Below are 21,541 nucleotides of genomic sequence, written 5' to 3' on the forward strand. Positions count from 1 at the left end.
GCTAGCCCCGGCGCCGGGGCTAGCTTCTGCCCTGAATCCCTGGCTGGGGGGCTTTTTTGGCGAACCAATGTCGGTTCAGGAAGGTAACAGGAAGGAAACCGGGCAATGGCTGAGCTTCGCAGCATATCCTTTTGCGGCTGGTCGGAGTATTTTCTGGAAACGCCTGAGTATGGAAACCGAATTCACCCTACAAGTAAACGGCCAGCCGCGCACGGTGCGCGCCGATCCGGCCACGCCCCTGCTCTATGTTCTGCGCGACGATCTGGGGCTGAACGGGCCGAAGTTTGGCTGCGGCTTGCAGCAGTGCGGCTCCTGCATGGTATTGCTGGACACCATTGCCTGGCCCAGTTGTCAGCTGCCGGTGGCCAATGTGCAAAATGCCGCCATCACCACCCTGGAAGGCCTCACTCGCCCCGATGGCAGCCTCCACCCCGTGCAGCAGGCTTTTGTAAATGAGCAAGCAGCCCAGTGCGGCTACTGCCTGAACGGTATGGTGATATCGGCGGTAGCCCTGCTGACGGTGCACCCCAAGCCCGATGAGCAAACCATCCGCAATGCGCTGTTTCGGGTGCTGTGCCGTTGCGGCGTGCATTCGCGGGCGCTAGCAGCCATCAAAAAAGCGGCAGATTCAATGGAATCGTAGCTATACAAACTTTACTCATTTGTGTAAATGACACCCGAAATTGCCCCCCAGCCCGCTTCTTCCCGCCGCGATTTCCTGAAAAGCGCCGGCTGCCTGACCATTGCCTTTGTGCTGGGCAGCGGCCCCAATTTGCTGGCGGGCGCAAGCCGGGCGGCGGACGAGCTGCCGGAAATTCTGGCCAAAAATCCGCGCATCAATGCCTGGCTGGAAGTGCTGGCCGACGGGCGCGTGCGGGTACTTACCGGCAAAACCGAAATCGGTCAGGGCATCCGCACAGCTGTAGCCCAGCTTGCGGCCGAGGAGCTAAACCTACCCATGGAGCGCGTCGAAGTAGTGTTGGCCGAAACTGGTCGCACCCCCGATGAGCGCTACACTTCCGGCAGCGCCTCCATTGAAAGCAGCGGAATGAGCATTCGCTACGCCGCGGCTGCGGCACGGCAGCAGCTACTTGGTTTGGCCGCACAACAGCTCCGTGTAAAAGCCAGCTTGCTCCGCCTGACCGATGGCGTGATACACACCACCGATGGCAAGCACCGGCTTACTTTTACCCAATTGTTAAAAGGCAAACATTTACAGGGTGAAGTAAAACTGCCGGTTCAGCTTAAAGCCAGAAGTGAGTACCGACACGTAGGCAAGCCCGTGCTCCGCGATGATATCGAGCGTATGGTGCGGGCCGAAACGGTGTACGTGCAGGACTTGCGGTTTCAGGGCATGGTGCACGCCCGCGTACTGCGTCCGGCGTCTTATGGGGGGCAATTAGCAAAGCTGGACACCGCCGCAATGCAGCACCAGATACCAGGTTTGCTCAAAACCGTGATTGACGGCAGTTTTGTGGGGTTTATTGCTAAAAAAGAGTACCAAGCCAAGCAGGCTCAGGACTACGGTATACAGCACGCCCAGTGGACGAATGGCCCCAATTTGCCCGCCAAACAGCCCTTGCCGGAGCTGCTGACTACATTGCCGGCTATTACCAGGCGCGCCGTAAATAAGGGCGACATGAGCAGCTTTGATACTGCTAAAACCGCCTTATCTCCTGCCGCCGCATCGCTTAGTGCCCGCTACTTCAAGCCCTATCTCATGCACGGTTCGGTGGGACCAAGCTGCGCGGTGGCGCTAGTTGACTCGGAAGAAAGTTTACACATTTGGACACATAGCCAGGGTGTATATCCATTGCGTGCAACCCTGGCTGCGCTGCTAAAAATCCCCCCCGAGCGTATTCACGTGAAGGCGGTGCCGGGCTCGGGCTGCTACGGCCACAACGGCGCCGATGATGTGGCCGCCGACGCCGCGCTGCTGGCCCGCGCCTACCCTGGCCGCCACGTGCGCCTGCAATGGTCGCGGGACGATGAGCATGCCTGGGAGCCTTACGGCAGCGCCATGCTCATGCAACTCGATGCGCGCCTTGATGCTGAAGGTCGCATTACGCACTGGCAAAACAATATCTGGTCGGATACGCACAGCACGCGGCCGGGGGGCAAACCGGAGTCCTTGCTGGCCGCCCGACTGCTGGCGCAGCCGGCCCTGCCCGCGCCGGCGACGGAAGTGAGCAGCGCGATTTACCGCAATGGTGAGCCGCTGTACGCCATTCCCAACCAACGCCTTGATGCGCATTACGTGCAGGGGCCGCTGCGCGTGTCGGCACTGCGGGGGCTGGGGGCTTTTGGGAATGTGTTTGCGCTGGAGTCGTTTATGGATGAATTGGCCTTGCAGGCCAAGCAGGATCCGTGGGAATTTCGGTTGCGCCACCTCACCGATGAGCGCGCCAAAGCCGTTATTCGGCGGACGCGGGAGATGATCAAAAACGAAAAATTGGCCCCCGGCGAAGGTTTCGGCCTTGGCTTCGCCCAATACAAAAACCAGGCGGCATACTGCGCGGTGGTGGCCAAAGTGCACGTGGCCGAAGAAATGGGCACCATCCGCGCCCTGCACCTGTGGGCCGCCATCGACGCGGGCGAAACGATCAACCCCGATGGTCTGAAAAACCAAACCGAAGGCGGCATGATACAGGCTTCCAGCTGGACGTTAAAAGAAGAAGTGCTCTTCAATGAGCAGCACGTCACGAGTCGGCAGTGGGAAACCTATCCTATCTTCCGCTTCGACGAAGTACCCGCCGTAACCGTCGCCATCATCGACCGGCCCAATGAAAAGGCGCTCGGCGCCGGCGAAGCCGCCCAAGGTCCTACGTCCGCAGCGCTGGCGAATGCGGTGTTTCAGGCCTGCGGGAAACGAATCCGGTCGCTACCCATCCGGCCGGAAAAGCTGGTCCAGATAAAGGAATCCTAAGTGCGTATGACGTCCCAGCTTTTACTAATCGTAGCAGAGAGCTACCGCCTAACGGGTTTAGGCGTGCTGGCTATTGGTAGGCCGTCGGAGCCCGTGTTGCAGCAATTTGCCTTACACACCAAGCTCGAAGTCCGACTCCACTATCCCGACGGGCGCCAGCAAGTGGTGGTGGCTAGCGTGGAAAAATGTCGCGGACAGCCAACGCAGCTTCGCCCAACACGCCAGCAGCAACGCAAACGGATGCAGTACTGCTCATAGAATCAGATGTCGTCGCAGATTTGCCCCCCAGCACCGAAATCTGGTGGTCCGGCGAGGCAGATTTGCTTTAATCCGCATTCAATTGGCTCCAGATGGTTGTTAAGCATTAGCCTTTTCCATTGGATTAAGCTGACTGAAATGACTAACTGCTTGAAAGCATAAACTAGTGCACTTACGGGTCTGGGCTAGCAGCCGTAGAAGTCGCGATCCGAGCAAATTAAGACCTGTCATAGCTGCATTTCAAATAGCAGAATACGGGTGTACCTGACCTTAAAATTTAATTTTTACCTCATTGCTTTATAATGATTTATATATTAATTTAGGTTAATCTAATAAAAGCCGTGTACATCACTTAAAAAGTATCTGGCAATAATAGTACGGTTGAGCTTTGCCATTTCAATAGTTGAATGTGATGTTACTGGCAAAAATGTTTGCCCCATTATCGTTTTATATTTCTCCTCTGATGCTCCTGAGCAAGCATAGTGATTAAAGCATGCCTACGGGGTTTTGTGCTTTGGAGGAGGCTTCTGCTGGAATAGCGCAAGCAGCTGTTCTGGCATTGCTCTTAGGCTACTTCGCCGAAGTGCAGGAGGCTGGTGCTTTGCTGTAGGATGAATCATTCTTAGGCACCTGATTGATACACTAGCGCCTTTCGCCTAGACTTTTTTTACTCACGCACGGACGTGAGAATGCTACTGCTTTGCGCTTTTTATTCTTCCTGGCGCCTTCTCCTCGCCCATTTCCCGATTATACGGCTGTGCTTGTGCATAGTAAAAAGCAAGCAATAAGAGTCTTCAGACCCACTCACGCTTTTCGCTCTTCTGGTCCAGGGCTAAGAATCTATTACTGGTGCCTTGGTATGCTGCTTTCTCGATTCCTACCCCATTCCCTCTATTTCACACACCACAAATCATGAAAAAGCTCTTCTTTCCTTGTCTAATGCTTTTCACTACTGCAGAGAATGGCAGTACTAAAGTGTCATCAGAAAACAAATCTTTTACTGGTCTCCTGCCAAAAGCAACGTGGCGGGTTGCCTTGACATTTGTGGCCTTTTTGCTAATGGCTGGTACTTCTTCTGCCCAATCAGTAGTTTTACCCTCTGAAGACAGGTGTACCTCCAAAGATTTGGAACTAGTTAGTGCTAGGCTGGACGTTGAGGCGTGTCAATCCTGTCAACCAGGTGAAGCGATAACTGCGCCGTTGTTGCTAGCCATTGCCAACAAGACAGGTTCCACTCGGACCAGCTTTGCTTTTTGGGGGGATATAGTAATCACAAGCAAATATGGAAATGTGGTTTATCAAGCTGAAGTATCAGGCTGTGACGGCAAGATATTGAAAAACACCACTACGGAATTGCCCTTTGGTGTTAATGTAATTGATGTAGAGATTGACTCAACTAATTCTGACGCCGGTATAACCGGAAACCAAATTACGTATGAGTGCGGCGAGACAATAGACCTTACCAATTTATTCCTAGCCTGGACAGATGCATCGCCAAAAAGCACTTGCCCACTTGAATCTTCCTTAATCGCGCCCAAATGTGGGACTCTGCCAGCCATTGCAGTCTCTACTGGCTTAAGTGCTGGTGGTCTGGTAACTCAAATAGCTTGTAATGGAGGCAAGGGTGCTATTGACATCAGTGTTTTTGGCGGCGTAGCTCCCTTTACTTATGACTGGGCTGACCTTCCAGGCACAAATGATCCACAAGATCGCACTAACCTCGGTGCTGGGACATATGACTTAACGGTAACTGATGCTGCCAATTGTACTGCAACCTATTCGGCAACTATCATTGAGCCGGCAGTAGTAGCCAGACCAGTTATAAGTATAACAGAGGCTACCCTTTGCGGACCAGTAGCAAAACCCTATATAACAGTACTCTGTCCCATAACAGGAGCAACCTATTCACTTATACAACCAGGTGGTACTGCTAAAAGTCCTACGGTGAACGCAACCACGGGCGCGCTGGAGTTCAAAGATTTAGTAGCGGGTATAGGCTTTAGTGTTACCGCAACCGTTGATGGTTGTACTTCAGAAGCTACCACTTGTGATAATAAAACAAACACTTGTCCCGTAGCTACCACCTCTATTGTCGCCCCAACGTCGGCAAAAGCATCTTCACAAGCCGTCACCAGCGCTAATTCGGTTAAAGCAATTTCACAGGATGCGATTCGAACCGAAGCTTACCCCAACCCCACAGGTCGCAATGCCACCATCACTTTCGCGGTTGCAAAGAGTGGCCACGCCTTAGTGAAAGTATATAACTCAAAGGGTGCTAGCGTAGCCACATTGTTTGATGGGCAGGCCAAAGCCGGAGTAACTAATTCGGTTATTCTGAATGGATCTGACTTACCCAGCGGCATATATTACTACAAAGTAACAGCGAACGGCAAAACCCAATCCAAGCGTATTGCCGTGAGTAAATAAGGTATTCCGTACCTCCTTCTGCAAAACTACCCGTCCAGCTTGGACGGGTATTTTTGTACAATGACATTGTACCGACAGAAACCGAGCTTGTCACAAATGCCGCAACATGTTAGACATTGGGACCCTCCCGTGTCACCAATTAAGCGGTGATTTAATAAAGCGTAGCTACTTTTTCAACCATCCATTCGACCCCAGCCAGTTTTGCAGACTGGCGCTCCAATCTTCCTGGGTGGTATTGTTTTTCAGGCCGAAGCCGTGGCCGCCGCGCGGGTACAGGTGCATTTCGGTGGGCACCTTGTGGCGCAGCAAGGCTTCATAGAAAACAATGCTGTTCATCACGGGCACCGTGGCGTCGTCCTGGGCGTGCACCAGAAACGTGGGGGGCGTTTGGGCCGTCACCTGGGTTTCGTTGGAGTAAAGCCGGATTTGGGCGGCGGTGGGCTGCTCGCCGATCAGGTTGGTGCGCGAGCCGGCGTGCTTCAGGCTATCGGTGAAGCTGATAACCGGGTACATGAGCACCAGAAAATCGGGGCGCACGGACGTGGTTTTGTCGGTGGGCTGGCCTGCGGGCTGGGCAAACTGAGTGCCGGCCGTAGAAGCTAAATGCCCCCCAGCCGAAAATCCCATCAGCCCGACGCGGCTGGGGCTGATGTTAAACTTGTTGGCCTGCTGGCGCACCAGTCGCAGGGCCTGCTGGGCATCGAGTAAGGGTGCAATAGACTTGTCGGGCTGGCTCTGGTCATTGGGCAAACGATATTTCAATACGAAGGCCGCGACGCCCATCTCATTCAGCCGCTTGGCCACATCGTAGCCCTCGTGGTCGATGGAAAGACGCGCGTAGCCGCCGCCTGGGCAAATTACCACAGCGGTGCCGTTGGCTTTGTCGCTGGGGGGCAAAAATACCGTGAGCGTGGGCTGCACCACGTTGGAAATGCGCACGCCGCCATTGGGCAGCGTCACGCTGGATTCCTGCACGCTGCTGGGCTTGGAGTTCGGAATGGTGCCCGTATACAGCGGCAGGGTTTGAATCTGAGCAACAACGGATTGGGCAACGAAGCACAGCAGGGCTACAGAAACCAGCTTTTTCATAAACAGCAACATAAAGACCGAGGCAGAAGCATTCTGGAAGACTCTACCAAAGTACGGGAAGAGCAAAACAACGGCAGCGTTTTGTGTTGCAGAAACCGGTTTTTGTGTAAGTCCGGCCGCAGGGCGCCGCCTCACCTTTGTAGCGTAAGAAAGCAATTCATTTTTACGCTAACCAAACCACAAGATGAGCACACTGAAAAAAGTAGCATTAGGAAGCCAAGGGCTGGAAGTGGCCGTGGAAGGGCTCGGCTGCATGGGCATGACCGGCGGCGTGAATGGCATGAGTATCTACGGCGAAGCCGATGAAGCGGAAAGCCTGGCTACCCTGCATCGGGCGCTGGAGCTGGGCGTAACCATGCTGGACACCGCCGATTTGTACGGCCCCATGCACAACGAGCGCCTCGTGGGCAAAGCCATTGCCGGCAAGCGCGACCAGTATATCGTGGCCACCAAGTTTGGCTTCGAAGTAGACGACAACGAAACCTGGACTGGCAGCTACAACGGCCGCCCCGACTACGTGCGCAAGTCCATTGAACGCTCTTTACGCAACCTGGGCACTGATTACGTGGACCTTTATTACCTGCACCGCCAAGACCCCAATACGCCCATTGAGGAAACCGTGGGCGCCATGAGCCGTCTGGTGGAGGAAGGCAAAGTGCGTTACCTGGGCCTATCTGAAGTGCCCGCCCATGTGTTGCGCGCCGCGCACCAGGTGCACCCCATTACGGCCCTGCAAAGCGAGTATTCCCTGTTTGACCGCCGCGTAGAAGAAGGAATAATTGCAGCGGCCAAAGAAATGGGCGTTGGCTTTGTGGCCTATTCACCCTTGGGACGCGGTTTTTTGTCGGGTGAGATTAAAACCCCCGACGACTTCGAGGCCAACGACTCGCGCCGCATTTTTCCGCGCTACCAAGGCGAGAACTTCTACAAAAACATTCGGCTGGTTGAGAAGCTTACTGACCTGGCGAAAACGAAAGGCGTAACGGCGGCACAGCTGGCGCTGGCCTGGGTCCTGGCTCAGGATGTGGTCGTCATTCCGGGCACTAAGCGCCGCAAGTACCTCGAAGCCAACGTGGCCGCCGCCAGTATTAGCTTAAGCGCCGCTGAGCTGGCCGCGCTGGACGCCATTATGCCCGTGGGCAGCGCGGCCGGAGCGGCTTATCCGGCTGGTTTTTAGTATCGATTACTCTACTGTCCTTTTCCGCCGTTTGTTGCTCAGCCACACGTATGCAAAGCCGAACGGCGGAAAAGCAGTCACTTTTTAAGATCATGAAACAGCCCACGAAAGAGTTTCGGGTACTGTCTACCGTCACCGACTATACCCGGTTTTACGGTCTGCCTGCTCCCGCGCATCCCTTGCTCACGCTCATCGACCTGGCGGCTTGCCGCAACCTGCCGCGGGTGATGACGCCCGTAGTGCAGCAGCTCTATACTGTTTCGTTGAAGCGCAACCTTAAGGGCCAGCTATTTTACGGACACCAATCCTACGATTTCAGCGAGGGCGTCATGGTCTTCCTGGGGCCGGGCCAGGTGTTTGCGGTCAGCGAAACCCTCGACACCTCCGAAATAAGCGGCTGGATGCTGGTCTTCCACCCGGACTTATTATTGAAATACCCTCTGGGTAAGAAAATAGCCAGCTACGGCTTCTTTTCTTATGAACTGCACGAAGCCCTGCACTTATCGGCCCGCGAGGAAAGCCTGCTGGATGACATCCTGCACGGAATTCAAAGCGAATACGAGCAACCCATCGATACCTTCAGCCAGGATGTGCTGGTAAGCCAGCTGGAGGTGTTGCTCAACTACGCCAACCGCTTCTATCACCGGCAGTTTCTTACGCGTCGCACGGCCGAGCACGACCTGCTTACCCGCTTTGAGGCCCTGCTTACTACGTATTTCGCCGAGGAAGGCGAGCAGCCCTTGCCCACCGTGCAGCACTTTGCCGACGAGCTGCGGGTGTCGCCGGCCTACCTCAGCGACATGCTGCGCAGCCTGACGGGGCAAACCACCCAGCAGCATTTGCACCACGGTCTGATTGAAAAAGCGAAACGCCTGCTGCTCACCACCTCGCTTTCCATCAACGAAACGGCCTTTCAACTTGGCTTCGAGTATCCGCAGTACTTCACTCGCCTGTTCAAAAACAAGACGGGCGTTACGCCGGCCGCGTTTCGGTTTTCGGCGCAATAGCAGGTACCGCGGCTAAGTCTTCATCAATCAATTCGCGGTTTATCCAGCTGCCTGCTTTCACGCCGCTGGCGCTGGCCATGGTTAGTTGGCGCATGGGGCTGCTATTATCCCCGGCCGCATACACGCCCGGCACGCTGGTTTGGCCAAACTCCGCCACGGCAATGAGCCCGGTAGCAGTCAGTTCGCAGCCTAGTTGCTCCGCCAGATCGGAATGTTGTCGAAACGGAACGCGGGCAAATACGGCGGTTAGCGGCACGCGAGAACCATCTTGCAAATGAATGGCTTGCATGAGCCCGTTTTGGTGCTCGATCCGTGCAATGGGCGCTTCCATAATGGGAATGCCCAACTGCTGTACCTGCTGCCGTTGCTCTTCATTCAACGTGGATGGGCCATTCGTGAACAACGTTAGGTCCTTGCTCCAGTTCTGAATCAGCCGCACGAGCTCATAGCCCGCGTCGCCATTTCCGAGTAGTCCTAATGGCTGGCTGTGAACCTCATAGCCGTGGCAATACGGGCAATGCAGCACCGATTTGCCCCAACACTCCCCAAACCCCTCAATCGGCGGCATCAGGTCCTTAACACCCGTTGCCAACAATACGCGGCGCGCCAAAAAAGCTACCTGCTCGGCGGTCTGCACTATAAATCCGCTTTCATTCTGCGCGAGACTAGTGACGAAGCTTTCCAAAAATGTTACCGTTGGATATGCTAATACTTGGGCTTTGGCCAGCGCCAAAAGTTGCGCGGGCGTCTCCCCATCCTGAGTCATGAACCCGTGTGAATGGGGCGTGTACCGGTTACAGGGCTGGCCACTGTCGATAACCAGCACCTTGCGAAGCGAGCGGCCCAGCATCAGCGCCGCGCTCAGCCCAGCCGCACTGCCGCCGATAATTAGTACATCGTAGGTTGCTTGTGGTGCCGGTTTCGAAAAGGAGGAAGCCATAGTTACAGACATGAGAGTGACAGGGTAACTGCTTGCGCCATGCAGCCAATAGAATACCCTTCAACCCAAAAGTAGAGAAGCCCGATCATAAATGCAACAAAGTTGCATTTATGATCGGGCTTCTCTACTTCTCCTTTTCAGCAGCTATTGACGCACTGACATTGTGTAAAACACGGCAGTTGCTGGCGCTTCTCGCCATTAGGGTCGGGAAAATGGTGCACAATGTTAGCTTCTAACTCAAATACGTCCTAATCAATTTAACTCCCCTTTGCAACCAAGCGGCGTCCGATAGACTCTCCCCTATAACTGACCATTCCTGGTTCGACTTTTATATTTTCCCGATGAAGTTGCTCTATTATTCGTTCGTTGTAGGCCTCGCAGGCTTAGCTAGTTGCCAAAAAGAAGATGCTACCCCGCTACTCACGGCCGCCTTTAATCAGCCCGTGACGTTGCGCTTTCAGCAAAGCGCGGCCCTGCCCAACCAAAACACCCCGGAACTGACCATCACCGTCAAGGATGTAAACGACAGTCGTTGCCCGTCCGATGTCATTTGCTTTTGGGCAGGTGTAGTATATACTAACCTAGGCATCCAGGACCAGAGCGGAGCCAGCCAGACGCTCACACTAAGCTTAGGCGGCATCAATGATACAGTGGCACCCGTGCAAGCTAATGGCCAGCAGTACAACATTATTTTAAAGGAAGTTATGCCTTACCCTAAGGGAAATGATGTACCTAAAGAGGATAAGCGCGTCGTGCTGGCTATAAGGCGACAATAGGCCCGCGATTTACTGATTATAAAAGGCGAAGCTTCTCCTGACATGTCAGAAGAAGCTTCGCCTTTTTGTTTGCTGATACTGCGCAGCGCAAATCCCTTATGTTCCGATTTCGGGGGGCGTTTGCTTACGGCGCTTGCGCTCCTCAATGTCGTGGCCGTTGCTGCTGGGGCCGGCCGGACCTGTGGGGGGCGTATTTGGCTCTTTGGAACCGTGCTGCTCATGGCCGTGGGCGGCGGGGTCGTAGCTGGCTTCCAGCTCGGCCAGCCGGTTTTTGCCGTAGGCGAACTTGGTGATGAGCACGTAGAGCACCGGCACGATGAAGATGGCCAGGAACGTGGCCGCCAGCATCCCGCCCGTCACCGTCCAGCCGATGGTCTGGCGCGATACGGCGCCGGCGCCCGAAGCAAACGCCAACGGCAGCACGCCCAGAATAAAGGCCAGCGAGGTCATGATAATGGGCCGCAGGCGCAGCTTCACCGCGTCGATGGTAGCTTCAATCAGGTTCATGCCGATATCGACGCGCTCCTTAGCAAATTCCACGATCAGGATGGCGTTTTTGGCCGCCAGACCAATGAGGGTAATCAGACCAATCTGGGCGTACACGTTGTTGGTGAGCTTGGGCAGAAAAATCAGCGCCACCATGGCCCCAAACGCACCCAGCGGCACCGACAGCAGCACCGAAAACGGCACCGACCAGCTTTCGTACAATGCCGCCAGCAGCAGGAACACGAACATAATCGAGAGGCCGAAAATGATGATTGTGCTGTTGCCGGAGCTGATTTCCTCGCGGCTCAAACCGGAGAAGTCGTAGCCGTAGCCGGCAGGCAGCACGTCGGCGGCCACTTCTTCCAGGGCTTTAATGGCCTGGCCGGAGCTGTAGCCGGGGGCCGCGTCGCCGTTTATCTCCGCCGAGCGGAACAGATTGTAGTGCGAAATCAGGGGGGCATTTTCCACCACTTTGGTCGTGATGATGGAGCGCAGCGGGATGTTCTGGCCCTGCTGATTCATCACATAATAGCCCCCCAGATTCTCAATATCCTTTCGGTAAAAGGTATCGGCCTGGGCCACGACGCGGAAGTTGCGGCCGTATTTGGTGAAGTCGTTGATGTAGGCCGAACCCATGTATGTTGACATCGTGGTAAACACGTTCGACAGGGATACGCCCAGCTTTTTGGCTTTCTCCCGATCTACGGTTACTTGATAACCAGGCGTTTTGGCGGTAAAGAAGGTAAACGCCCGTCCGATTTCGGGCCGCTGATTGGCCGCCGCCACAAACTTGTTAACGGTAGCTTCGAACGCCTTAATATCAGTAGAGCCTTCGCGCTGCTCCAACTGAAAGCTGAAGCCGCCCGTGTTGCCCAAACCCGGAATAGCCGGCGGCGGCACAACTACAATATTGGCTCCCTTAATTACCGAAAACTCCTTTTGCAGACCGGCAATAACGGCCGCTAGCTGCAACGACTCGTCCTTGCGCTCATCCCAGGGCTTCAGCTGGATAAAGAAGGTGCCGCTGCTAGGTTTGAAGGAGAAGTTCAGGGCATTTAAGCCCCCCACAGCCGTGTAGGTGCGCAGGGCGGGCGCTTTGGTGCGCATAATCTCCGACATCTGATCGAGCACCTGCTTGGTGCGGGCACTGGACGCACCCTGCGGCAATTCTACGGACACAAACAGGCGGCCTTCATCCTCCGTCGGAATAAAGCCGGTTGGCTTGGCGGTGAAAAGGCCCACGGTACCCGCGTAGATGCAGGCCAGCAGAATCATCACCATCGGGGCAAATTTCAGTGCTTTGCGCACGCCCATCGAGTACGATTCGGTGGTGCGGCCAAACCACATATTGAACCGGTAGAACAGCTTATTCAGGCCTTTTGAGTCGGCGTTTTGCTCCGTGGGGCGCATAAGCAGGGCGCATAGCGCTGGTGTCAGCGTGAGGGCGATAAACGCCGACAGGACCACCGAAATGGCAATGGTGATGGCAAACTGCTGGTAGAGCTTGCCCACGATGCCCGGAATAAAGCCCACCGGCACGAACACCGCCGCCAGAATCAGGGCAATGGCAATAACCGGGGCCGTAATGTCCTTCATGGCCTTCATGGTAGCTTCGCGGGCCGAAATCTTCTCGTTGTCGATGTAGTGCTGCACGGCTTCCACCACCACAATCGCGTCATCGACCACAATACCAATGGCCAGCACAAAGCCGAAGAGCGTCAGTGTGTTAATGGTGAAGCCCAGCGGAATAAAGAAGATAAACGTGCCGACAATAGCCACCGGAATAGCCAGAATCGGGATAAGCGTGGCGCGCCAGCTTTGCAGGAATAGAAACACAACGAGCGTCACCAGCAACAACGCTTCGCCCAGCGTTTGCAACACTTCCCGAATGGATACGCGCACCACCGTCACCGACTCAAACGCTGCGCTATACACTACGTCAGGCGGAAATTTTTCCTGCAAGGCGTCCATGGTAGCATAGATTCCGTCGGCCGTTTGCAGGGCGTTGCCGCCGGGCGTCTGGTTGACGAGCAGCAGCGTGGTCGGGATGCCGTTGGTGGTATTGTAGCGCGAGTAATCGAACTGCCCGAGTTGGACCCGAGCCACATCTTTGAGTTGCACCACCGAGCCATCTTCAGGGTTGGTACGCACCACAATTTCCTCGAACTCCTCCACCTGATTCAGGCGGCCATTCACAAAAATCGTGTACTGAAAGGCCTGGGAGCTGAACTGCGGGGCCGTGCCGACGGAGCCAGCCGCCACCTGCACGTTCTGCTCGCGCAGGGCGTTGGTCACCTCGGTTACGCTCAGGCCAAGCTGGGCCATTTTGTCGGGCTGGAGCCAGACGCGCATACTAAAGTCCTGACCCAGAGCGGTTACGTCGCCCACGCCGGGCACGCGCAATAGGGCGTCGCGGACGTACACGTTGGTGTAGTTATCGAGGAAGGCCGTGCTGTGGGTGCGCTTCGGCGAGTAAATAGCCAGCACCATCAGCACGGTCGGGTTACGCTTTTTAACCGTCAGACCCAGGCGCTTTACCTCATCGGGCAAGGTGGGTTGGGCCACGCTCACGCGGTTTTGCACATCAAGGGTGGCAATGTCGATGTTCGTACCAATATCAAAGGTGACGTTGGTACTCATGCGGCCGTCGTTGGTGGCATTACTTTGCATGTAGGCCATGCCCGGCGTCCCGTTGATCTGGGTTTCGATGGGCGTGACTACGGTTTGCTCCACCGTTTGGGCATCAGCCCCCGTGAAGCTGCCCGCCACCTGCACTACCGGCGGCGAAATGTTCGGGTACTGGCTGACGGGCAGGTTCAGGATAGAAAGCACCCCCAGCAGCACAATCACTATCGAAATGACGATGGCCGTGACCGGTCGCCGAATAAAAACGTCAGATATCATACTCTAAAAATTATAACACCAAGCGTCAGCTTAGCTGGACTTCAGTTGGTGAATCATTGCGGTCGTTGTGCCTTTTAGTGCAAAGCCGGTCATGCAGAGCACCGCGAAGCATCTCGCGTGTTTAGCTGGAGTAGTAACCCAACATCAGCACGCGAGATGCTTCGCTTTGGCTCTGCATGACGTTCTAATGTTGTACTCACTACTTATTACTTTGCTGCCGTTCCCTGGGCTACCGGGGCGGCGGGCTCGTCAATCTTCACTGTGGCGCCTTCACGCAGATTCTGCATTCCTTCGCTGACAATTACCTCGTTGGCTTTGAGGCCCTCGCGCACTACTATTTTATCCTTTACGCGCGTACCGGTCAGCACTTTGCGCTGATTTACCTTACTACTGTCGCCGACAACGTACACAAAGAATTCGCCCATCTGCTCCGTTACCGCTTTGCTCGGAATAACAAGCTGGCGGCCAGTGTCTTCGTTCAATACCCGCACCGTAGCGTTCATGCCGGCCCGCAGCGTGCGCTCGGTGTTCGGGAATTGCAGCCGCACGGTGATGGTACCGGTTTGCGGGTCCACGGCCCTATCAATGGTGTTGATTTTGCCGGGTGCCGGGTAGCGCTCCTCGCCGGCCAGCACCAGGGTAAACAGCGAGTCAGAATTGCCCCCCGCGGCTTGCTGAAACTTAGCGAAGCGCGGAATCAGTTGCTCGTTCACCGGAAAATCGACGGCAATGGGGTTGTCCGATGAGATGGTGTTAATCAGGGTTGTGCCAGGCGTTACTAATGAGCCCAGCTTCACCTGCGCCAACCCGATAGTGCCGTTGAAGGGCGCGATAATTACGGAGCGGCGCAGATCGGTGGCAGCGTTGGCGAGGTTGGCCTGGGCGGCGCTGATCTGGGCGCGGGCATTGGCCACGTCGGTGGTGGCGTAGTCGACGCGCTGGCGTGCAATGGCGTCCTGCTCGGCCAAGCGGTTGTAGCGCTCAGCATCCTTGGCAGCCTTCTCATAGTTGGCCTGCGTGATACGCAACTGCGCCTGCGCCGATTGGTAGGCCGCCGCGTAGCGACTCTGGTCTATCTCGTAGAGCTTCTGGCCCTTGGTCACGCGCTGTCCGTCCTGCACGTAGCTTTTGGTCAGGTAGCCACTCACTTCGGCCCGCAGCTCCACCTCATTGAGCGGCACCACCGTGCCGGGGTAGGTATCGATACCCACCACGCTTTCCTCGGTCACGTTGTACACCGTTACGGGCACGGCCGCCGGAGCGGCGTTTTGCGCAGCTTCCTCTTTCTTCGAGCCGCAGGCCGTAGCCGCTACCGAGCCAATAACAAAGGGCAGCAGCCGGACTAGATTCCACTTCATGGGGTTGATGTTTGTAGGGTATTGGGGTAATTTCAAGGGGCTGGGGGGCTTTTTTGATTGATCAAATTCTTATTGATACATAATCCGAAGGCGTGAGAGACGCAACATGTTGCATCTCTACACCGACCATAGTTTCCATTATCATTAGTTCAGCGCAATAGTGCCCAGCGCCCTCTCCACGTCCAGCTTGCTGGCCAGCACGGCAAACAGTGAGTTGTAATAGTTAAGCTGTGAAGTGCGCAGATCGGTTTCGGCCACAATCACTTCCAGGTAGGTTTTGATGCCTTCGTCATATTGCAGCTTCACGATGCCGTAGATTTCCTGGGCGTCGCGGGCGTTTTCCTGCTGCGTACTCAGGTCGTTGAGAGCGCTTTTATACGTGGCCAGCGCCTGCTCGTACTCGGAGTTGATCTGGTTTTTGGTGTCGAACAAATCCAGATCCAGGCGCTCATCCTGCAGCTCCGCGATTTTCAGGTTCTGGGTGCGGCGGGTGCCCGTAAAAATGGGCAGCGCCAGCTGCAAACCGGCCTGAGAGTTCGGAAACGCGCGGTCGTAGAGAACCGAAAAGTCGTTGTTCTGATACACGCGGTTGTAGTTCACGAAGCCCGAAAGCGAGGGCAGAAACCCCAGCCGGTAATAGTCGATGTTAATGCGCTGCAGCTTCTTCTGGGTCAACAGCCGCTGCACCTCAATGCGGTTTTCGAAGCTGAGCTGCTGGGTCGTATCCAGGCGGGTTTGCTGAATCATGCGGGCCGTGTCGTAGGCCAGCGCCAGGTTGTTTTCGGGCGCATAGCCCATCAGCTGCTTGAGGGTGGCGTATTTGCCCTTCAACGATTCGGCCGTGGTTTTGCGCTGGGCACGGGCATTCTTCACCGAAATGGAGGCGCGCTTGTAGTCGATCTTGTCGGCAATGCCCACCTCGTACTGCGCAAAAGCATCTTTGAGCTGCTTTTCCTGGCGCACAATGGCCTCATCCAGAATCCGCAGCTGCTCCTGGGTGAGCAGAATATCGTAGAACGCCTTGCTCACGTTGGTTACCACGTCAATCTTGAAAGCGGTGGTATTCTGGCTGTTATTCAGCCTCACAAAGCGCATGGAGCGGGCCGCCAGCAGCACGTCGTTGCTGTACAATAGCTGAGTGCCCTGCAAACCTATGGTCGACGTATTGTTGAGGCCAATGCGCACCAGCTGCTGCCCGGCCGTGGGGTCCTGAAAGTTGGGCAGCACGGTGGTGGGCAGAATCAGGTTGCGGGTATACGAGCCCACGCCCTGCACCTGCGGCAGCCAATCAGACAGGCCGATGCGGATTTGCCGCTCGCCAATAGCTTCATCAATCGTCGCTTGCCGCACCAGCGGCTGATTGCGCAGGGCAAACTGCACGCACTCTTCCAGCGTGGCGTTGGCGGGCAACGCCGCCGGCGCGCCCGGTCTTCCCGATTGAGCCCAACCAAAGAGCGAACTACACACTAGTGCTACGCTAAGTATTAACGCACGGCCTGCAAACCGCTGGGGGGCAAATAAATGCTTCATCTTGTAATCAGTATTCAACCTAAAAAGCAGCCGCCGTAGCGCTGGCTAAGCCAACTCCTGCGGCCTGGGGGGCTTTTTTAATAAATGAAGAGGTAGTTCATCAGCATATCAATAACGATGTCTTTATGACGACGCGTGAACTCGGTGTGAGCTGCCTCATCCAGGGACGAAATTTCCATGGTGATGGGCCGCGACAGGTACATAAACTGAATATTGGCCATTACCAGCTGCAGCACATGCATAGGCGCCACCGGCCGAATCTGGCCTTCGTCGGCAGCCTGCTGTAGCTGGCGCAGGAAAACGAACACTGGCCTTTCCTTATTCGCATAATTAGCCGGAGTCAGCAAATTGGGATGCCGACGCATCTCGGAGAGCAGAAACAGGGGCAAATCCGGGTTCTGATCAAACAAGCTGAAGTGCGCCTCTACCAGCTGCGGAATCTTGACTCGCAACTCTACGGGCTGGACCATGATGCAGAAGATTTCCTGAAAGTACTCCCGGTATATGTCCTCAAAAATCAACCTGAATAGCTTTTCCTTACTGCGGAAATAATAGTTCGTCAGGGCCTGATTGATACCGGCTACCTCGGCTATGTCGCGGGTAGTAGTGCCGTCGAACCCCTTCACTATAAACACCTTGCGCGCCGCTTCCTTTATTTTTTGCTCGGTGCACTGCGGGTTTTCGTCGGACATAAAGTAATCGGTGAGGTTAAATTTCGCCAGGTCTGGCAGCCAATGTTCTGAAACGCCCAGCCAGTGGCTTCGCTTTTCCTGGAGCAGGATTGGAGACTTAAACCCACGTTTTATGAGAATGTTTTAAATGTTTGATTAATTTTTTTTGGTACACGGCCTAAAAAAGGCTCGTCGGGCCAGGCGCGCATTGTATGCGAAGCCTGACCCGACGAGCCTTTTTACAGCCTTTTATGCTGCTAAAGTATTGTACGTAAATTATTTACAAACCAGCGTGAGGGTTACCGCAACCTACTGCTTCACCCACACGCCGAGCTTTTTTTTCTGGGCGTAAAGTTCTGCCAGCCGGATCTGGCGCATAAACTCTTCGTAATCCTTTTTGCTGATGTAGGTTTTCGCATCGGTCTTAGGCTTCTGCATGGTGCCCCCCGGAAAATAGCCGTTTCGGATCAGGTACACGTTCAGATTTTCCTCCTTATCAACTATCCAGCAGTAGGTCATGCTGGAGTTGGCGGCTCCAAGCATCGTTGATTGAATAGTTGATACGGGTATTACCCGCGCCGCTGGGTGCTGCTTTATCCATCTGGCAATCAGCGTGTCGGCACCTTGCGCCTGCCTGCTTTTGAAAAAGCCGGTTCCCAGCAGGCAGTACGCCAGGGTACTATCTTTCTTGGGCGCACCAAAAATGGATTTAAATTTAAACTCCTCAACGGACCTGGTTGCCCCCAGCCGGCCCATTTGCGCATAGCTGTTAAAAGCAGCCAGAATTAAGATAATGAGCAGTAAGCAACGAACCGGACGCATAATCGGAGTGTTCAATAATTGTACTTTATCGGACTAACAGCATATTTCGTGCCTCCGCACGCAAGCTCCTCATTAGGATAATCAGCGCACGGGCATTTATCATCTTCTACCTCCATGTCTTATACCACCTCTCCTGCCCTTGCCGCTTCCCTTTCGCCTGCCGCTGCCGAGGCCGCTCCCGTAGCCTTCCTGACCCAGGCGGCCCGCGACCTGGTGGCGCGCTATCCGGGCTCGGAGCTGTCGGATGTGGTAGTAGTGGTGCCTACGCGGCGGGCCGTGGTGTACTTGAAAAACGAGCTGGCCCTGGCCACGGAAGTAGGCACGGCGCTGTGGAGCCCGCGCATCGCGGCCATGGAAGACTACATGGTGGAGCTGGCCGGTGTGCAGGTAGAAGAGCCTATTGCCTTGCAGCTCATGCTATTCGATATCCTGCGCGACATCGACAAGAAGCTGGATTTCGATCAGTTTGTGGGCTGGTCGGGGCTGCTGTTGCAGGACTTTTCCAATCTCGACCAAAACCTGGCTTATCCTGCCAAAGTCTTCGATTATCTCACCGAAGCTAAAGCACTGGAGCGCTGGGCCTTGGAGCAAATGCCCGCGCCGGCCAGCACTACCGTCGCTTACTTTCGCTTCTGGGACGACCTGGAAAAAGTGTACTGGCGCCTGCGTAAGCGCATGGAGCAACAGGGCGTAGCCTACCCCGGCCTAGCTTACCGACTGGCCGTGGAGCATGTGCAAAACATGCTAAACAATGGCCAAAAAGCCCCCCAGCACATATTTCTGGGCTTAGGTTCTTTATCCAAAGCCGAAGAAAAACTAATTCGCCTGCTCCTCAAGCAAGGCCGCGCCGAAGTCCGCTTCGACGGCGACGCGTTTTACCTGGAGCAGGACTCGCCCAACAGGGCCGGCCAGCACCTGCGCCGCTACCGCACCAAGTGGGATTTGCCCCCCGAGAGCTTCGCCAGCACCACCGGCGCCCTACCCGATCTGCTGCGCACGCTGCCACGCGAAATCCAGTTTGTGGGCGTCGCCAATGCCAGCATGCAGGGCAAAGTGGCGGGCCAGCTGCTGGCGGCCTCGCGCCTGCAAAACCCGCGGGCCAAAGTCGCCATCGTGCTGCCCGACGAGACCTTGCTGCTGCCCGTGCTGCACGGTTTGCCCCCCGAGGCCGTACCCGAGTACAACGTGACCATGGGTTTGAGCTTCCAGAGCACGCCCCTGTTCAACTTGGTGGATCTGCTGTTTGAGGTGCATTTGACCGGCATCCGTGAAGGCTCGCCCGAGACGGGCTACGGGGTGCCGCGCTACCACCACCTAGCCGTCACGAAGCTGCTCCAGCACCCGTTTTTGCGCCGCTATCAGCAGTGGCTCGACAAGCAGGAAAATGCCCCCCAGTATCACGGTTTGCTCGAACAGGTGTGCAACCAGATTATCAAGCGCAACGCCGTGCTGCTGCCGGCCAGCGAGCTGCTGCAGCTGGGCAAGCAGCACCCGCTCGTGGACGCTTTATTCGCTACCTGGGATACCTGCGACGATATTATTGCCGCCTGCTACACGCTCATTGATCTGCTTAAAAAAGCTTACCAGGACCAGCATTCGGCTATGGAGGCGGAATATCTATACCTGTTTTTTACCCTAGTTAAGCGGCTCGATTCGGTGTTCGACTGCCGGGAGCAGCGCCTGTCGGTGCGCTCGTTTCGGCGGTTTCTGTACGAGCAAATGGCCCGCACACGCTTGCCTTTCAGCGGTGAGCCCATTGCCGATGTGCAGGTGATGGGTTTGCTCGAAACCCGCGCTCTGGATTTTGACCACGTCATTATTCTGAGCTGCAACGAGAACGTGTTGCCCGCGCCCAAGCGCAGCAACTCGCTCTTTCCCTACGACGTGCTGCGCGAGTTCAACCTGCCCACCTACGCCGACCACGAAGCTGCCACCGCCCACCAGTTCTGGCGCCTGCTTCAGCGCGCCCGCAAGGTGGATCTGCTGCACGTACTGCCGGGCGCCGAAGGCACCCGCACGGGCGAGAGAAGCCGCTTTTTGCTTCAGATTGAGAACGATTTAGCCCCCCAGAATCCAGGATTGGTGCTGCGCGATGTAGTCGCCACGGTTATGGCCGACAGCGCTGATAATGAGGCAGTAGAAGGTGACACAATTACCCAAACGCCCGTCGGTGACCTTGTGCTGGAAAAGGATTTCGACATGCTCACCGCCTTGCGCGGGGTGCTTATTCGTGGTCTTTCACCTTCGGCGCTGAATCAGTTTTTGAACTGCTCTCTCCAATTCTATTTTGCCCGCCTGGCTAAGTTTCAGGAAGCCGAAGAAGTAGAAGAAAAGCTTGGCGCTGATGGCTTCGGCACGGTGGTGCACGAAGTGCTGGAAAACCTGCTGCGGCCTTTCGCCCAGGAAAAACGCCCCCTGACGGCCCCCGATCTGCCTGCCCTGCTTCAGCAAGTGCCCACCGAAGTTGCCCAGGCCATGCGCCAGGAAGAAGACGAGCGACACGCCCGCCCCGATGAAGGGCTGAACCACGTACTGGGCCAGGTGGCCGCTCAGCTCGTGCGTCGCTACCTCGAAGGCTTACCGGAGCAAGTCGGTGCCTTACCGCTGCAAATCAGCGGCTTAGAAGAAATATTGCAGGCCGAAATTCCTGTCACCTTACCCGGCGGCGACACCTTACAACTGCGCCTCTACGGCATCGCCGACCGCCTCGACGAGCTGCCCGACGGCCGTCTGCGCGTGGTTGACTACAAAACCGGCCTGGTACACGCCCACGAGCTGCGTCTGCAAAAGCGGGGCGAAGACGCCACGGCCGCCACCCAACGCCTGCTCACCGACGCCACGCCCTCCGCCGACAAGGTGCGGCAGCTTTGGCTTTACCGCTTCATGCTGGAGCGCTCCGGCCGCCCCGCCGCCGATGCCGCCATCATTTCACTACGTAACCTCAGCGCCGGTCCCATGACGGCCGACATGGGTTTTCTGACCGAAGACGGCACTTCTTTTCTCGACAAAGGCCAAGAGTTGCTGACCAACTTCGTGCACCGCATTCTGGACCCCGCCGAGCCGATTCGCAAAACGGATGATCTGTTAAGGTGTCAGTATTGCCCCTATAAAGGCATTTGTGCACGGTAGAAACCTGACCGTCGCGTTCGGTATCCAAATCGAATAACCGT

Annotated in this window: 15 protein-coding genes; 8 read left to right on the plus strand and 7 right to left on the minus strand. The window is 55.8% G+C overall.

The window, feature by feature from the left end; all coding sequences use genetic code 11:
• Window positions 1-67 precede the first annotated feature (67 nt).
• The 4 genes from IEW06_RS15015 (at window position 68) to IEW06_RS15030 (ending at window position 5,611) form a co-directional block, all read left to right on the plus strand.
• Window positions 68-643: a (2Fe-2S)-binding protein gene (locus IEW06_RS15015; RefSeq protein WP_229743138.1), complete on the plus strand. Its 576-nt coding sequence runs from the start codon at window positions 68-70 to the stop codon at window positions 641-643.
• A gap of 27 nt (window positions 644-670) precedes the next feature.
• Window positions 671-2,926, plus strand: coding sequence for a xanthine dehydrogenase family protein molybdopterin-binding subunit (locus tag IEW06_RS15020; RefSeq protein ID WP_188548524.1), 2,256 nt, complete (start codon window positions 671-673; stop codon window positions 2,924-2,926).
• 6 nt (window positions 2,927-2,932) lie between these two features.
• The gene (locus IEW06_RS15025) at window positions 2,933-3,184 is read left to right on the plus strand and encodes a hypothetical protein (protein WP_187731976.1); all 252 of its coding nucleotides are present in this window, start codon (window positions 2,933-2,935) and stop codon (window positions 3,182-3,184) included.
• A 912-nt stretch (window positions 3,185-4,096) separates the two neighbouring features.
• A complete protein-coding gene (locus tag IEW06_RS15030) occupies window positions 4,097-5,611 on the plus strand; it encodes a T9SS type A sorting domain-containing protein (RefSeq protein WP_187731975.1) in 1,515 nt (504 codons plus the stop codon).
• Window positions 5,612-5,776: 165 nt separating this feature from the next.
• On the opposite strand, the gene IEW06_RS15035 is transcribed toward IEW06_RS15030, so the two are convergent.
• Window positions 5,777-6,700 carry an alpha/beta hydrolase gene (locus IEW06_RS15035; protein ID WP_229743139.1) on the minus strand — a complete coding sequence of 308 codons (924 nt, stop codon included), beginning with the start codon at window positions 6,698-6,700 and terminating at the stop codon, window positions 5,777-5,779.
• Window positions 6,701-6,884: 184 nt separating this feature from the next.
• On the opposite strand from IEW06_RS15035, the gene IEW06_RS15040 reads away from it, so the two are divergent.
• Together IEW06_RS15040 and IEW06_RS15045 are read left to right on the plus strand one after the other, a co-directional pair.
• The gene (locus IEW06_RS15040) at window positions 6,885-7,877 is read left to right on the plus strand and encodes an aldo/keto reductase (RefSeq protein ID WP_187731974.1); all 993 of its coding nucleotides are present in this window, start codon (window positions 6,885-6,887) and stop codon (window positions 7,875-7,877) included.
• Between the two features lie 92 nt (window positions 7,878-7,969).
• A complete protein-coding gene (locus tag IEW06_RS15045) occupies window positions 7,970-8,884 on the plus strand; it encodes a helix-turn-helix domain-containing protein (RefSeq protein WP_187731973.1) in 915 nt (304 codons plus the stop codon).
• On the opposite strand, the gene IEW06_RS15050 is transcribed toward IEW06_RS15045, so the two are convergent.
• Window positions 8,850-9,824, minus strand: coding sequence for an NAD(P)/FAD-dependent oxidoreductase (locus IEW06_RS15050; RefSeq protein WP_187731972.1), 975 nt, complete (start codon window positions 9,822-9,824; stop codon window positions 8,850-8,852). The genes IEW06_RS15045 and IEW06_RS15050 overlap by 35 nt on opposite strands.
• A 341-nt stretch (window positions 9,825-10,165) precedes the next feature.
• Here IEW06_RS15050 and IEW06_RS15055 point away from each other — a divergent pair, with 341 nt between their 5' ends.
• Window positions 10,166-10,600 carry a hypothetical protein gene (locus IEW06_RS15055; protein ID WP_187731971.1) on the plus strand — a complete coding sequence of 145 codons (435 nt, stop codon included), beginning with the start codon at window positions 10,166-10,168 and terminating at the stop codon, window positions 10,598-10,600.
• 96 nt (window positions 10,601-10,696) lie between these two features.
• Here IEW06_RS15055 and IEW06_RS15060 read toward each other — a convergent pair whose 3' ends face one another.
• The 5 genes from IEW06_RS15060 to IEW06_RS15080 all read right to left on the minus strand — a co-directional run bounded on the left by IEW06_RS15060 (window position 10,697) and on the right by IEW06_RS15080 (window position 18,371).
• On the minus strand, window positions 10,697-13,990 hold the full coding sequence (locus tag IEW06_RS15060; RefSeq protein WP_188548526.1) for an efflux RND transporter permease subunit: 3,294 nt from the start codon (window positions 13,988-13,990) through the stop codon (window positions 10,697-10,699).
• 206 nt (window positions 13,991-14,196) lie between these two features.
• Window positions 14,197-15,348 carry an efflux RND transporter periplasmic adaptor subunit gene (locus IEW06_RS15065; RefSeq protein WP_188548527.1) on the minus strand — a complete coding sequence of 384 codons (1,152 nt, stop codon included), beginning with the start codon at window positions 15,346-15,348 and terminating at the stop codon, window positions 14,197-14,199.
• Between the two features lie 144 nt (window positions 15,349-15,492).
• Window positions 15,493-16,878 (minus strand): TolC family protein, encoded by a 1,386-nt coding sequence (locus IEW06_RS15070; protein WP_188548528.1) that lies wholly within the window; start codon window positions 16,876-16,878, stop codon window positions 15,493-15,495.
• Window positions 16,879-16,955: 77 nt separating this feature from the next.
• Window positions 16,956-17,570: a TetR/AcrR family transcriptional regulator gene (locus IEW06_RS15075; RefSeq protein ID WP_187731969.1), complete on the minus strand. Its 615-nt coding sequence runs from the start codon at window positions 17,568-17,570 to the stop codon at window positions 16,956-16,958.
• A gap of 288 nt (window positions 17,571-17,858) precedes the next feature.
• Entirely contained in the window at window positions 17,859-18,371 is a 513-nt protein-coding gene (locus IEW06_RS15080; RefSeq protein WP_187731968.1) for a hypothetical protein, read from the minus strand.
• Window positions 18,372-18,485: 114 nt separating this feature from the next.
• Here IEW06_RS15080 and IEW06_RS15085 point away from each other — a divergent pair, with 114 nt between their 5' ends.
• Window positions 18,486-21,500: a PD-(D/E)XK nuclease family protein gene (locus IEW06_RS15085; protein ID WP_188548529.1), complete on the plus strand. Its 3,015-nt coding sequence runs from the start codon at window positions 18,486-18,488 to the stop codon at window positions 21,498-21,500.
• The last annotated feature ends 41 nt before the right edge of the window (window positions 21,501-21,541 follow it).

Origin of the sequence: Hymenobacter qilianensis (assembly GCF_014638675.1) — a bacterium.
Lineage (GTDB): Bacteria > Bacteroidota > Bacteroidia > Cytophagales > Hymenobacteraceae > Hymenobacter > Hymenobacter qilianensis.

What these genes read in the sequence shown, in the direction of transcription:
- IEW06_RS15015 (WP_229743138.1), top strand. Translation starts at nt 68, where the DNA reads ATGTCGGTTCAGGAAGGTAACAGGAAGGAAACCGGGCAATGGCTGAGC.
- IEW06_RS15020 (WP_188548524.1), top strand. Translation starts at nt 671, where the DNA reads ATGACACCCGAAATTGCCCCCCAGCCCGCTTCTTCCCGCCGCGATTTC.
- IEW06_RS15025 (WP_187731976.1), top strand. Translation starts at nt 2,933, where the DNA reads ATGACGTCCCAGCTTTTACTAATCGTAGCAGAGAGCTACCGCCTAACG.
- IEW06_RS15030 (WP_187731975.1), top strand. Translation starts at nt 4,097, where the DNA reads ATGAAAAAGCTCTTCTTTCCTTGTCTAATGCTTTTCACTACTGCAGAG.
- IEW06_RS15035 (WP_229743139.1), bottom strand. Translation starts at nt 6,700, where the DNA reads ATGAAAAAGCTGGTTTCTGTAGCCCTGCTGTGCTTCGTTGCCCAATCC.
- IEW06_RS15040 (WP_187731974.1), top strand. Translation starts at nt 6,885, where the DNA reads ATGAGCACACTGAAAAAAGTAGCATTAGGAAGCCAAGGGCTGGAAGTG.
- IEW06_RS15045 (WP_187731973.1), top strand. Translation starts at nt 7,970, where the DNA reads ATGAAACAGCCCACGAAAGAGTTTCGGGTACTGTCTACCGTCACCGAC.
- IEW06_RS15050 (WP_187731972.1), bottom strand. Translation starts at nt 9,824, where the DNA reads ATGGCTTCCTCCTTTTCGAAACCGGCACCACAAGCAACCTACGATGTA.
- IEW06_RS15055 (WP_187731971.1), top strand. Translation starts at nt 10,166, where the DNA reads ATGAAGTTGCTCTATTATTCGTTCGTTGTAGGCCTCGCAGGCTTAGCT.
- IEW06_RS15060 (WP_188548526.1), bottom strand. Translation starts at nt 13,990, where the DNA reads ATGATATCTGACGTTTTTATTCGGCGACCGGTCACGGCCATCGTCATT.
- IEW06_RS15065 (WP_188548527.1), bottom strand. Translation starts at nt 15,348, where the DNA reads ATGAAGTGGAATCTAGTCCGGCTGCTGCCCTTTGTTATTGGCTCGGTA.
- IEW06_RS15070 (WP_188548528.1), bottom strand. Translation starts at nt 16,878, where the DNA reads ATGAAGCATTTATTTGCCCCCCAGCGGTTTGCAGGCCGTGCGTTAATA.
- IEW06_RS15075 (WP_187731969.1), bottom strand. Translation starts at nt 17,570, where the DNA reads ATGTCCGACGAAAACCCGCAGTGCACCGAGCAAAAAATAAAGGAAGCG.
- IEW06_RS15080 (WP_187731968.1), bottom strand. Translation starts at nt 18,371, where the DNA reads ATGCGTCCGGTTCGTTGCTTACTGCTCATTATCTTAATTCTGGCTGCT.
- IEW06_RS15085 (WP_188548529.1), top strand. Translation starts at nt 18,486, where the DNA reads ATGTCTTATACCACCTCTCCTGCCCTTGCCGCTTCCCTTTCGCCTGCC.